7 protein-coding genes are annotated in these 13,064 nt (G+C 65.8%); 3 read left to right on the top strand and 4 right to left on the bottom strand.

What is annotated here, in order from left to right; genetic code table 11:
- Positions 1-327: 327 nt before the first annotated feature.
- Complete coding sequence (gene tldD, locus C5F44_RS09875) at positions 328-1,752, top strand: metalloprotease TldD (RefSeq protein WP_107673368.1); 1,425 nt, start codon at positions 328-330, stop codon at positions 1,750-1,752.
- A gap of 49 nt (positions 1,753-1,801) precedes the next feature.
- On the opposite strand, the gene C5F44_RS09870 is transcribed toward tldD, so the two are convergent.
- Both C5F44_RS09870 and C5F44_RS09865 read right to left on the bottom strand, forming a co-directional pair.
- Positions 1,802-4,102 carry a Tex family protein gene (locus tag C5F44_RS09870; protein ID WP_107673367.1) on the bottom strand — a complete coding sequence of 767 codons (2,301 nt, stop codon included), beginning with the start codon at positions 4,100-4,102 and terminating at the stop codon, positions 1,802-1,804.
- A gap of 131 nt (positions 4,103-4,233) precedes the next feature.
- Positions 4,234-4,527, bottom strand: coding sequence for a DUF2934 domain-containing protein (locus C5F44_RS09865; RefSeq protein ID WP_107673366.1), 294 nt, complete (start codon positions 4,525-4,527; stop codon positions 4,234-4,236).
- 319 nt (positions 4,528-4,846) lie between these two features.
- On the opposite strand from C5F44_RS09865, the gene C5F44_RS09860 reads away from it, so the two are divergent.
- Both C5F44_RS09860 and C5F44_RS09855 read left to right on the top strand, forming a co-directional pair.
- The gene (locus C5F44_RS09860) at positions 4,847-5,635 is read left to right on the top strand and encodes a hypothetical protein (RefSeq protein ID WP_107673365.1); all 789 of its coding nucleotides are present in this window, start codon (positions 4,847-4,849) and stop codon (positions 5,633-5,635) included.
- 189 nt (positions 5,636-5,824) lie between these two features.
- Complete coding sequence (locus C5F44_RS09855) at positions 5,825-7,657, top strand: Hint domain-containing protein (RefSeq protein WP_181318243.1); 1,833 nt, start codon at positions 5,825-5,827, stop codon at positions 7,655-7,657.
- A gap of 93 nt (positions 7,658-7,750) precedes the next feature.
- Here C5F44_RS09855 and C5F44_RS09850 read toward each other — a convergent pair whose 3' ends face one another.
- The gene (locus tag C5F44_RS09850; protein WP_235822592.1) at positions 7,751-8,884 is read right to left on the bottom strand and encodes a Hint domain-containing protein; all 1,134 of its coding nucleotides are present in this window, start codon (positions 8,882-8,884) and stop codon (positions 7,751-7,753) included.
- Positions 8,885-8,953: 69 nt separating this feature from the next.
- Positions 8,954-12,202 carry a Hint domain-containing protein gene (locus C5F44_RS09845; RefSeq protein WP_107673363.1) on the bottom strand — a complete coding sequence of 1,083 codons (3,249 nt, stop codon included), beginning with the start codon at positions 12,200-12,202 and terminating at the stop codon, positions 8,954-8,956.
- Between the last annotated feature and the right edge of the window lie 862 nt (positions 12,203-13,064).

The raw sequence follows: 13,064 nt of genomic DNA, 5'->3' as shown, positions 1-13,064 counted from the left end.
GCTGCCGCTTGTTCCGAAACCCCGGCCAAGGCCGTGAAATCCGGTGCTTATGGCCTTTTCAAATCACATCGGCGGCGGCGGGACAAGAAAAACCATCGCCGCAGACGCATCATTTGACATGGATCAAGGACAAAAGGACTGCCCCACGGCAGCGCCGCCGCGTTTTGCGGGCCGGCCTGGATGGGGGCCAGGGATCGGGGCGCGTCCTGTCCGGGCAGTCTAGCGCAATTTGATGTATATCCAAAGCATGATTTCACCCCGGCTTGCGGCAGGGGCTGCGCGGCCCTACCTTCGGCGGATGCCGCAGATGCGAAAGGCCCCTGCCCCATGACCGACGCCCCCTTCCGCCCGTTCGAGACCCGTCTCGACGAATCCGCGGCCCTTGCCACCCTGCGCGCCGCAACGGCCGGGGCCGAGGATGGCGAACTGTTCCTGGAACGCCGCCGGGGCGAGAATCTGGTGCTGGACGACGGGCGCATCCGCACCGCCAGCTATGACGCCGCCGAAGGCTTCGGCCTGCGCGCGGTGAAGGGCGAGGTGGCCGGATACGCCCATTCCACCGAGATCAGCGAAAGCGCGCTGCGGCGCGCGGCGGAAACCGCGCGGCTGGCGGTGGGCGATGGCGGCGGCACCCTGGCCCCGCCGCCCCCCGGCACGAACCGCCGGCTTTACGGCGAGGCCGACCCGATGGCCGACGCGCCCTTTGCCGGCAAGCTGGACATCCTGAAAGAGATTGACGCCTATGCCCGCGCCGCCGACCGGCGGGTGGTGCAGGTCAGCGCCTCGCTGGCCACCAGTTTGCAGGAGGTCGAGATCCTGCGCCCTGAAGGCACGCGGCTGGCCGATACAAGGCCGATGGCACGAATCAATGTCTCGGTGATTCTGGAAGAGTCGGGGCGGCGCGAATCCGGCAGTTGCGGCAGCGGCGGGCGGCATGGTCTGGCGGCCCTGCTGGACCCCGCGCGCTGGAAACCCATGGTGGACGAGGCGCTGCGGATCGCCCGCGTCAACCTGTCGGCCGAACCGGCGCCTGCGGGCGTGCTGGATGTGGTGCTTGGCCCCGGCTGGCCCGGCATCCTGCTGCATGAAGCCATTGGCCACGGGCTTGAGGGTGACTTCAACCGCAAGGGCACCTCGGCCTTTGCGGGGCTGATGGGGCAGCGCATCGCCGCGCCCGGTGTCACCGTGCTGGACGACGGCACGATCCCCGACCGCCGGGGCAGCATCACCATTGACGACGAGGGCACGCCTTCGGGCCGCAACGTGCTGATCGAGGACGGCATCCTGACGGGCTACATGCAGGACCGGCAGAACGCCCGGCTGATGGGCGTTGCCCCCACCGGCAACGGGCGGCGCGAAAGCTATGCCCATATCCCGATGCCGCGCATGACCAATACCTACATGCTGGGCGCCACGGACGACCCCGCCGGCATCGTGGCAGAACTGAAAGACGGCATCTGGGCCGTGGGCTTCGGCGGCGGCCAGGTGGACATCACCAGCGGCAAGTTCGTGTTCAGTTGCACCGAGGCCTATCGCGTGCGCAACGGCAAGGTGGGCGAGGCGCTGAAGGGCGCCACGCTGATCGGCGACGGCGCCACCGCGCTGCAACGCATCCGCGCCATCGGCAACGACATGAAGCTGGACCCCGGCATCGGCAATTGCGGCAAGGCCGGGCAATGGGTGCCGGTGGGCGTGGGCCAGCCGACGCTGCTGATCGGCGGGCTGACCGTGGGCGGCCAGAAGGCGGCCTGAACCGGGCTTCCGGCCCCCGGGGGGCAGCGCCCCCGGGGCCGCCGCTGCGTCAGCGGCTGAACTTGCCCTTCAACGCCTCGGCAAAGGCATTGCCGCCGCCTTGCGATTTCGGGGCGGCCTCCATCCGGGCCTTGGGCGGCGGCGCCTTGGCGCGATCCTCGCGCGACGGCGCGGGCGTGCCGCCGCCATCCTTGCGCATGGTCAGGCCGATGCGTTTGCGGGGGGCGTCCACCTCGACCACGCGCACCTGCACCACATCGCCGGCCTTCACCACCTCATGCGGGTCTTTCACGAAACGGTCGGCCAACTGGCTGACATGGACCAGACCGTCCTGATGCACCCCGATGTCGACGAAGGCGCCGAAGGCCGCGACGTTGGTGACGGTGCCTTCCAGCAGCATACCGGGGCGCAGGTCGGAAATCTCGTTCACGCCATCGGTGAAGGTGGCGGTCTTGAAGCTGGGGCGCGGATCGCGACCGGGCTTTTCCAGTTCCGACAGGATGTCCCTGACCGTGGGCAGACCGAAGCGGTCATCGACAAAGGCGCGCGGGTCCAGCTTCTTGAGTGCCGCGCCGTCACCCATCAGGGCGCGGATGTCGCGGCCGCAGGCGGCCACGATCTTGCGCGCCACGTCATAGGCTTCGGGGTGGACCGAGCTGGCATCCAGCGGTTCCTTGCCGCCGGTGATCCGCAGGAAGCCCGCCGCCTGTTCAAAGGCCTTGGGCCCAAGCCGCGCCACCTTGAGCAGCTCGCGGCGGCTGGCGAAGGGGCCGTTCGCATCGCGATGCGCGACGATGGCCTCGGCCAGCCCCGGCCCCACGCCCGAGACGCGGGCCAGAAGCGGGGCGGAGGCGGTGTTCAGGTCAACGCCCACGGCGTTCACCGCATCTTCCACCACCGCATCCAGCGATTTCGCCAGACGGTGCTGGTCCACGTCATGCTGATACTGGCCCACGCCGATGGACTTCGGCTCGATCTTCACCAGTTCGGCCAGCGGGTCTTGCAGGCGGCGGGCGATGGAGACCGCGCCGCGCAGCGAAACGTCCAGATCGGGGAATTCCCGCGCCGCCAGTTCCGAGGCGGAATAGACCGATGCCCCGGCTTCGCTGACCACCACCTTGACAGGCTTTTCCGCGCCGGCGGGCAGCACGGCCAGCAGGTCGGCCACCATCTTTTCCGTCTCGCGGCTGGCGGTGCCGTTGCCGATGGCGATCAGCTTCACGCCATGCTGACCGATCAGCCGCGCGATGGCCACCTGCGCGCCGCGCAGATCGTTCTTCGGCTGGAACGGATAGACGGTGTCAGTCGCCACCACCTTGCCGGTGGCATCCACCACCGCCACCTTGACGCCGGTGCGGATGCCGGGGTCCAGCCCCATGGTGGCCTTGCCGCCCGCCGGGGCGGCCAGCAGCAGGTCTTTCAGGTTGCGGGCAAAGACGCGGATCGCCTCGGCCTCGGCGGCCTCGCGCAGATCGGACATCAGGTCCAGCGTCAGGCTGGTGCGCAGCTTGACGCGCCAGGCCCAGGCGGCGGCCTCGCGCAGCCAGCGGTCGCCCGCGCCGGGGCCGCCTGCGCCAAGCGCCGCGCCGCAGGCCCGTTCCGCCGGGCTTTCGCCGCGCGGGGCTTCGGCATCCACCTCAAGATCCAGCGACAGGATTTCCTCGTTCCGGCCGCGCAGCATGGCCAGAACCCGGTGGCTGGGCGCCGTGGCGAAGGGTTCGGAATGGGCGAAGTAATCGCTGAACTTGGCGCCGGCGGCTTCCTTGCCCTCGACCACCCTGGCCGACAGCCGGCCCACCTTGCGCATGTGATCGCGCAGCCGGCCCAGAAGGGCGGCATCCTCGGCCAGCCCTTCGGCCACGATGTCGCGCGCGCCTTCCAGCGCGGCCTTGGCATCGGCAAAGCCTTCGGACAGGAACCCCGCCGCCAGCGCCGCCGGATCGGCCGAACGGTCGGCCAGAATGGCCTCGACCAGCGCCTGCAACCCGGCCTCGCGCGCGATCATCGCCTTGGTGCGCCGCTTGGGCTTGTAGGGAAGATAGATGTCTTCCAGTTCGGCCTTGGTTTCGGCGCGGGCGATGGACAGCGCCAGCGCGTCGGTCATCTTGCCCTGGCCGCTGATCGAGTCGGCAATCGCCGCGCGGCGCGTCTCAAGCTCGCGCAGGTAGCCCAGCCGTTCTTCCAGCTTGCGCAACTGGGTATCGTCCAGCCCGCCCGTGGCTTCCTTGCGGTAGCGGGCGACGAAGGGCACCGTGGCCCCGCCATCCAGAAGGTCAACCGCCGCGCCCACCTGGGCGGGCGTCGCGCCGATTTCGGCGGCGATGATCTGCGGGATGCGGGCAAGCGACATGCGAATCCTCCGTAACGCGGGGGGCAGACCATAGCCACCCAGCCCGCCCCGGCAAGGGCGTAAGGACGCGCATCGGTCGCCGACCGCCGACGGGGGGCCGCCCCCCTGCCCGGCCGCCCCGGCGGGCGCGGTCAGCTTTCGGGCGTCGGCGCCTTGCGGGTGCGGGGCGCCCTGGGTCTTGCGGGCGCTTTCGGAGGCGCTTCTCGGGGCGCTTCGGCCTTTTCCACGGCGGGCTTGCGCGCCCGGGCCTTTGGCTTTGCCGGCGGTTCCGGCGCGGGATCGGCCACCGGATCGACGCCGGTTTCAGCCATCAGTTCGTGCACGGCCTGATACCAGTGCCGGTCGGCTGCATCTTCGGGGCAGCCCTCGCGCAGCCAGATTGCATAGGCGCGGGCGCGGATCACCGTTTCGTTCACCTCTGACACCCTGACCCTCCTTCGCTAAGTTGCGGGTGGCCGGGGGCGGCCAGAACCGGCCCCGGCCCCGCCAGCATACGCCGAATCCGCGCAAGGCCCCCGTTCATTCGGGCGGCTGTGGCGATCTGTCCCGCGCCTGCCCGTTTTCCGGGCAGAAAAAGCCGCCGCTGCGCCGGCCCGCATCTGGCACCGCCCCGGGCCAAACCCCTTGATCCGCGTCCGGCTTCTGCCCATAGCTTGCCCATCGGCAGCCTGGCAGGAGGAATGTCCCGAATATGGTCCGGTCCCTGCGCCATGACGCCCGGCGGCCAGCGCCGCGCAAGCCGCGATGACGGAAATCCCCCGCCACGACCCGGACCGGCTGGCGCCCCGGGTCTGCCTTGCCCTGCCGACGATGGGGCAGGTGCAGACGCCGACGCTGCAGTCGATCATCGGGCTGACCCAGGCCTTCACGCGCGCGGCCATTCCCTTCGCGGTTCTGGATTTTTCCTTCTCGGACATCGTGATGTCGCGCAACATTCTGGCCTCGCGCTTTGTTGCGGACCGGACCTTCACCCATATGGTGATGCTGGATTCCGACATGGTGTTCGCGCCGCAGGCCATTCTGCGGCTGCTGCGGTTCGACGCGCCCTTCACCGGCTGCGCCTATCCGATGCGGCGGTACGACGGCGACCGGCTGCGCGCCGCCTTTGCGGCCAGCCCGGCGGAGGCCGATTTCCAGACCGTCCAGAGCCGCGCCGCGGTTCATGTCGACTATTTCAGACGCCGGGACGGCAAGCCGCTTGACCCCGAGCTGCGCGACGGCTTCGTCAGGGTGGCGGCCATGCCGGCCGGGATGCTGTGCCTGCACCGGCTGGTTCTGGAAGGGCTGATCGCCGCCGGCGAGGCGCCGCGCCTGCCGGGAATGGAGCGGAACGGGCTGGCCCCCGCCGGGGTGCCGGTGCATGACTTCTTCTCGCATATCCGGGACGATCAGACGCTGTATTCGGAAGACATCTCGCTGGCGATGCGCTGGCAGGAACGGCTGGGCGGCGAGATCTGGATGGACACCACCCAGATGGTCGGCCATCGCGGCCCGATGACGGTCTGGGGACGCTTCAGCGACACCCTGCCCTGAACCGGACGGACAGGCCGCGTGCGCGGAAACCTGCCCAAGAGCGGCCGTTTCATCGGCAGCGCCGGCCCTGACGCGCGGATCGGCGCGTGCGTCCCGACAAACACATTCTTCTGCAAACATTCTTTTGGTATGTGTGCTGCCTTGTGAGCAGAAAGTTTGCCATGTTGGCAGGTACGAAAGGTAATGAGTGTGACAGTCTTTATTGGCGGCCCGAGCAACGATGTTCTGATCGGCGGCTCTGGCGATGACCAGTTCTCGGGTGGCGGGGGCAATGATCTGTTCAACGGCGCGGCTGGCAACGACTCGCTGGCCGGCGATGGTGGGGCGGACTCTCTTTTCGGCGGGATCGGGAACGACATCGTTGACGGCGGTGACGAAGATGATCTGATCCGCGGCGATGACAGCACCGCAAGTGCGCCAGCCGGAAACGACACGCTTTATGGCGGCGCCGGAAACGACGTGATCCACGGCGACAACCTGACCGGGCCCACGCCGAACTTCAGCGCCGGAACCGGCAACGATCTGATCTACGGCGGCACGGGCGACGATATCGTCTATGCGGGGGCCGGCGGGCAAGACACGCTCTATGGCGACGAAGGCAATGACATCCTTGATTTTTTTGCCTTGGACAATCGTGCCAACGATCTGGCTTACGGCGGCTCTGGCGATGACACGATCTATAGTGTCCTTGGGGCCATCAACCAGCCGTTCACTGGAGGGGTCGCCTCGATCTACGGCGGCGAGGGGAACGATTACATCGGCGGCAGGTCAGCCGACGCCCCCGCTCAGGTCAGCCAGCTTGTTTTCGGCGGTATTGGCAATGACACCATCGCCATGTCCGAAACCTTCCTGGGCATCGGCGCGCTTTCCTACAACGACACCCTTTACGGCGAGGACGGCGACGATGTGATCAGGGCCGGCGCCGGCGCGGACAGGGTCTACGGCGGCGAGGGAAAAGACCTGCTCTATGGCGGCGCTGACGGGGATCTGATCGAGGGCGGCCTGGGGGAGGACACGCTCAACGGCGATGCCGGCAATGATTCGCTTGATGGTGGAGGGGGCGCCGACACCCTGACCGGGGGCACGGGGGATGACAGGTTCATCATCTCGGGCACGGCGGGCGACGTGATCACCATCACCGACCTGGGTGCGGGGGAAACCGCCGGGGCCAACGGCACCAGCCTCGACAACGACTTTGTCGATTTGAGCGCCTGGTACAACGCCGGGAACCTGGCCGCCTACAACGCGCAATACGGCACGAGCTTTACCAGCGCGCTGGCCGCCATGCAGCATGACTGGGCCAACAACGGCACGCTGGACTGGATCGCCCAGCAGGGTGGCCCCACGGTGCATGTGACGGTCACCGGCACGGGCGTGATGGACACCGAACATACCGGCGTCACCTGCTTTGCGCGCGGCACCCTGATCATCACCGACCAGGGCGAGGTGGCGGTCGAGGATCTGCGGCAGGGCGCGCTGGTGCTGACCCGCGACAACGGCTTCCAGCCGCTGCGCTGGATCGGATGCACCCGCATTGCCGCGGCCGAATTCGCCCGCAAGCCGCATCTTCGGCCGATCCGCATCCGGGCTGGCGCCCTGGGCAGCGGGATGCCGACGGCAGACCTTTTCGTGTCGCCGCAACACCGGGTTCTGGTGTCGTCGGCGGTCACGGAACGCATGTTCGGCGAGAGAGAGGTTCTGGTGGCTGCAAAGCAGCTTACGGGACTGGCGGGCATCGAGGTTGTCAATGACGGCAACGGCGTCGAATACTGGCATTTCCTGCTGGACGAGCATCAGGTTGTCCTGTCGAACGGCGCGCCGACCGAAAGCCTGTACACGGGGCCAGAGGCGCTGGCATCGCTGTCGGACGAGATGCGACGTGAAATCCTGGAGATCTTCCCGGAGCTCGCCGATCTGGATCATGGCGCGCTGGCTGTGCCGGCCCGGCAATTGGTGCCCGGGCGCCGGGCGCGGCACTTTGCGGAGCGCATCGCCAGAAACGGGCTGGAGCCGATCTCGTAATTCGGGGGCGCGGGCCAGCCTGAACCTTGCGCCGTCACGGCGGCGCTTGGCCCCCGCCGCGATGACGGGGGCCTGGTGCCTGTCCCGGCAGGGTCAGCGCAGCAGCGTCAGGTGTTTTTCCACATGGCGCGCCACGAATTTGCGCGCCTGGCGCCCGGCCACAATCAGGCGGGCAGGATCGGGCAACTGGTCCGGCAGCCCCATGGCCAGTTCCGGGAAAAGCTTGAAGATTTCCTCACGCGCGGCTTCGGACACCGATTTGATCGCCTCGGGCCCGGTGTAGAGCGATTCCATCGGCGCGCCTTCGGCGTAAACGATCTGGTGCCGGTCAAACAGGAAATGGAAATACTCCACCTCCGACACATCCGTCGCGATGTCGACGCCGGGGATCAGCAGAAGCTGCTTGGCGGCGACCAGCGTCTCGTCCACGTCGAACATCTTGCGCGCCAGTTTCGACGACACGACCACCCGATGCTGGGGCGACACCAGCACATCGGCCAGCGGCAACCCGCGGCCCAGCGCGCCGGCCCGGATACGGATGGGGCGCATCTTGGGGTTCAGGGCGAAATCGGCTTCGTTCAGCCGGCTTGACCCGATCCAGCGGATTTCCTGAAACCCGTCATCCACCGTTTCCACCAGATCGCCGCGCCGAAGGTCTTCGATCGCAACCGGGCCACGGTCGGTTTCGATCAGCGTGCCCCTGACAAAGCAGGGGGCCGCGGGAAGGTTGACAACGGAAATGCCAATCTCGGACGATGTGGTGTTGATGTCGGTCGCCGCGGTGAAGTTGAACACCAGCACATCGCTGCCTGTCAGCGATTGCGCGGTGACAAAGGTCGGCGGCAGGGAGATGGCGACGGTGCCATCGTTCAGGATCATGGCATAGACTTGCACACTGATCGGCGCGCCCCCGTTGATCGAAACGGTAACGCCGTTCAGCACGACATACTGCTGAATCGTCTTTTGCGTGACGCCGTCATCAAAGGAGACCCAGTCATCGGCACCGGACCCGAAGAAGGCGCTGCTGTGCGCTTTCTCCAGCAGGAAATCCGTGCCGGATGTTCCCAGCGGACCCGTGTAGTATTTCATCACGTCGAAGGTTGAGGTGACAGTCCCCATGCCCTTCAGAGCGGTAACGCCGCTTGCGTCGTTCGTCAGGGATGTCACCGTGCCACCATAGGGCGTGTTCAGCACCCAGGCCTTGGTATAAGCTGGCGTCAACGCCATGATTTTCCTCTTTCAGCAATGCACTCTTTACAGTTGTGGCCGCCGCCACGCGGGCGGCGGCCGCAGATTTCACACCGGGGACAGCACGTCCGAAGCTCCGCGTTTCGTCGCCCGCCGCGTAAAGCTGCGGGCCAGCCTGCCCGGAACAATTGTCCGGGCCGGGATCAGACGGTCGCCGTTCAGCACGGCATCGGTTTCCGAAAGTTCGGGGAACAGCGTCAGGATTTCCTGCTGCTGGTCCGGGGTCAGCGCCTTCAGCGCCTCGGGGCCGGTGAACAGGCTTTCGGTGGGGGCCCCGTTCGAATAGACGATCTCGTGCTGTTCGAAGAGGAAGTGCCAGTAGGACACGCCGTCCATCTCTTCGGCGACGGTGATGCCGGGCAGGCCCACCAGATGCTTGGCCGCGATCAGAACCTCACGGTCCGAGAACATCCGCTCCGACAGCCGTGACCGCACCAGAACGCGATGCTGCGGCGACACCACCAGATCGGCCGTCGGCAGGCCATGGCCCAGCGCGCCGGCCGCAATGCGGATTGGCCGCAGGTTGGGCTTGCGCTGCAGATCGGCGCCGGAAAGCTGCCGCCCGCCGATCCAGGCAACGGGCTGATAGCCCCGGTCCATGGTCAGAACCATGCTGCCGGGCCGAAGATCCTCAACCTTCACCGGGCCGGCGTCGGTGCTGATCTCGGTGCCCTGCGCAAAGCAGAAGGCCACCGATTCCCAGTAGTTGATCACCTGCCCTTGCCAGGTAAGCTGGATATGCGCCCCGGCGCCGTTCGTGGTCTTGAAGGTGCCATCGGGGTTCAGCGTCCAGCCGGCCGCCAGCGCCGCGGTGGTGAAACTGGCCTGATCGGCCGCGTTCAGACGGAAGGTGAGGACGTCATTGTCGTTCGCGCTTTCGCCGCCGTAGATGTAGTTCGTGGAACTGCGGTCGGCGGTCGTGCCCAGGATCAGCGTGTCGTTCCCGGTGCCGGCGTCATAGACACCGCTTCCGGTCATCGTCCAGTTCTTGCCGATGGTGACGTGTTCGTCATTGTCCGTCGTGCCACCGTAGAAGTTCGCGAAGGTGAAATCGTCGCCGGTCGTCATGTTGAACGAGCCGGTGCCGGTGGTGTCGCCGTAGATGGTGCCGATCGTCACGTTGGTGCCGATCGTCAGCGACACATCCTGATTGGGCGCGGCAAAGTCTGCGAGGCCGTTGATCGTGGTGTTGTCGCCCAGAACGATGGTCGAGGTGCCGCCGTCATTGGTGAAATAGGCCGGCCCGTTGACCGTAAGGTTCGGGCCGCCGTTGAAGATGATCTGGTCGCCGTTCACATCCAGAAGGCCGCCGAACACCGTGGGGCCGGTCAGGTTGACCGTGGTCGAAAGCGAGACCGCATCGCCGAAGGTGACAGCGCCGCCGGTTGTCAGGCCGGTGCCGGCGGTGAAGTTCACCGTATCCCCGCCGACGTTCAGCACCGTGCCGATCGACGACCCAGAGCCAAGGGTGACAGTGGTGGTGCCGTCCGTTCCGCCGATATAGGCATCAAGCGACACGATGAAGTTGTCGCCCGTCGTCAGCGTGACATCGGAGTTGAAACCGTTGGCATAGAAGCCGCCACCGATGTCGGAACCCGGGCCGATGTCGATGGTGTAGGTCGCGTTCGCGTCGTTCAGATAGGCATAGCCGGACACGTCGAAATCCGGTCCGGCGGTGAAATCGACGGTCGAGCCATTGGCGTAGAGCGCCCCGCCAATGTTGGCGCCCTGGCCGATCGTCACATCGGTTGCCCCGTTCAGATCGCCGAACGAGGCGAAATACTGAACGGAGAGGCCGTCACCGATCAGGGTCGTGACATCGCTGCCGCTGATGTCCAGCGCCCCGGTGTTGATGACGGCGTTGTTGCCGATGGTGACATCGGTGGTGCTGTTGGTTGACCCGAAGTACACATAGCCATTCGCCGTGAAATCGTCGGGGATCGAGACGTTGTAATCCGAGTTGTAGCCGTAGCCGTAGATGGCATTCGTGGTGACGCCGGTGCCGAAGGTCACGTCGAAGGTTGAATTCGATGCGGTCAGGTAGATCAGGCCCGCGGTCGAATTGTCGGCCATTGTCAGCACCTGCCCCGAGGTGGGGTCGGTCTGGCTGACGGTGCCATCGGTGCCGAAGTAAAGGTTGCCAACCGTCGAGGCGAGCCCGACCGAAACGGTGTTGTCGCTGTAAAGCCCGTTGACGAAGATGCTTCCGGTGGTCGTGCCGTCGCCGACAGTCACGCTGTTGTCGATGTTGCCCAGCGCCAGCGTGCCGCCCGAATTTGCGTAGATGTCGCCCGTGACGGTGCTGAGATCCCCGATGGTCACCGTAGCGGCCGAGTTGGTGCCGTTGGCGTAGATGAAGCCGTAGACCTCGGAACTGTCGCCGATGGTCAGCGTGTTGGTCCCGCCGGAGCCATTGATCGTGATGGCGCCGTTGACCTGCGCATCCAGACCGATGGTCAACATGTTCGCGCTGCCGGTGCCGCCGCCGACGACGCTGATGGCGCCGCCCGTATGCAGGGTGGCGTTGCCGGTCTTGAGATTGGCCCCGATGTCCAGCGTGGCCGCGCCGGTGCTGGACGACACGCTGATCGTGCCGTTGGTCGACAGGTTGTCATCGAAATCGACCGAAACCGGGGCGTTGGTCGAGGCGATGCTGACGCTGGCCCCGGTTCCCGTGAAGGTCGTGGTGTTGCTGAAGTCGAACGTCTTGGCGCCTGCCCCGCTGGCCGCGAAGGACTGGGCCGAGAATCCGGTGCCGAAGGTGCCGCTGGCGGCCCCGGCGCCAAGGTTGATCGCTTCGGTCACGGTCACATTCGTGCCGACCGTCAGGGTATCAGCCCCCGCCCCGCCCGTGATCTGCCCCGCGACAGTGGCCCCGTCGCCCAGCGTCACCGAGCTTGTCACCGTGGTCAGGCTGCCGTTGCCGCCATCGCCCAGTTGCAGATCGCCGGTCGTGGCCCCTGCCCCGATGGTGTAATTCGCACCATCCACCGTGCCGCCGCCGAAATCATAGCGCCCGGCATTCACGCCGGGGGCAATCGTGATATTCGCCGTTGTCTGGTCGCCAAGCGTAATAAGCCGCTGCGCGGTGCCCGCAGAAGCATTGGCCGCATTGATCTGGATATTGTAGCTGACCGTTGTCCCCAGGGGCGTGCCGGCCGGCGGGTTGAACGTAATGCCGACGGAAACAGTCGGATCAATGATATAGGTATCACCCGCGGTGACGTTGATCACACCTTGCAACTTCTGCGTTGCCGGATTTGTTACGACGGGAACAACGGTGAACGTGGCCATCATGAAACTCCAGTAGATCGTGAAACTTGAACTGTCAGGGCCGGCAAACAGCCAAATCGACAGGGTGCACCAGGGTTGATTGCGAAGGTGAAAGTGACGACCGGTTTCGCGGCCGCATCGCAGACTGGTCAACAACGGGCGTGCCGAAGTCAATTTGACAGCAGCAGCGCACCAATGTGCTCACTCGGAATGTCATTGATGTGTTTCTCATGGGTAAGCAGGTAGCATCGTGCCTATTGTCATTCGGTTCCGCCAAGACGCCATTCATAAGCCAGGCACTCGGAACGCCTGAAGCTTGCCCATGCTGCCATCTGATGGATGCGGAGATTACAGGTGTATGGATGGATGAACCCATACATGGCCGCCCTTACGGGACAGCGCCTTCGCATGTCAGACAGAATTCAAGCTTCAACAAAAGTGTTTAAAGGATACCACAAAAAAATGGCAAAGCAGCCGTTTTTGTCACAGCCTGCACCGCGCAAACATTTCATGAAAAACAATCGACATTTCATGCCTCACCAAATGTTCGATCACCCCTCCAGATGCCGCGCAACACGGCCAGGACGCCTTGTTCGAATCGGTCGCTGTCCGTGGGAGGGCGCCGTTGCAGGAGGTTGAGGCAACCCTTCCTGCCCGAGGCCTGATTGCCTGATGCCGCGCGGAGCCGATCAAGCCTGACGCGCAGCGCAGGAAACCGAACGAAACTCCCCCATTTTTGTCGGTTTTCAGCGCCAGTGCGGCCGAATGCAGGTGCCGGCGCGCCGAATCACCCTGCCAGTCGGGATTGCCGCCGGTCCGCACCGCGCAGTGATTCGTGTCAGGGCGGATGGCGGGCGCCGCGCCTGCCGTTCACCTGCCATGAAAG

Source organism: Fuscovulum blasticum DSM 2131 (assembly GCF_003034965.1).
GTDB lineage: Bacteria > Pseudomonadota > Alphaproteobacteria > Rhodobacterales > Rhodobacteraceae > Pseudogemmobacter > Pseudogemmobacter blasticus.
Note: the sequence above shows the minus strand (reverse complement) of the source record. Positions and strands in the feature narration are given on the sequence as shown.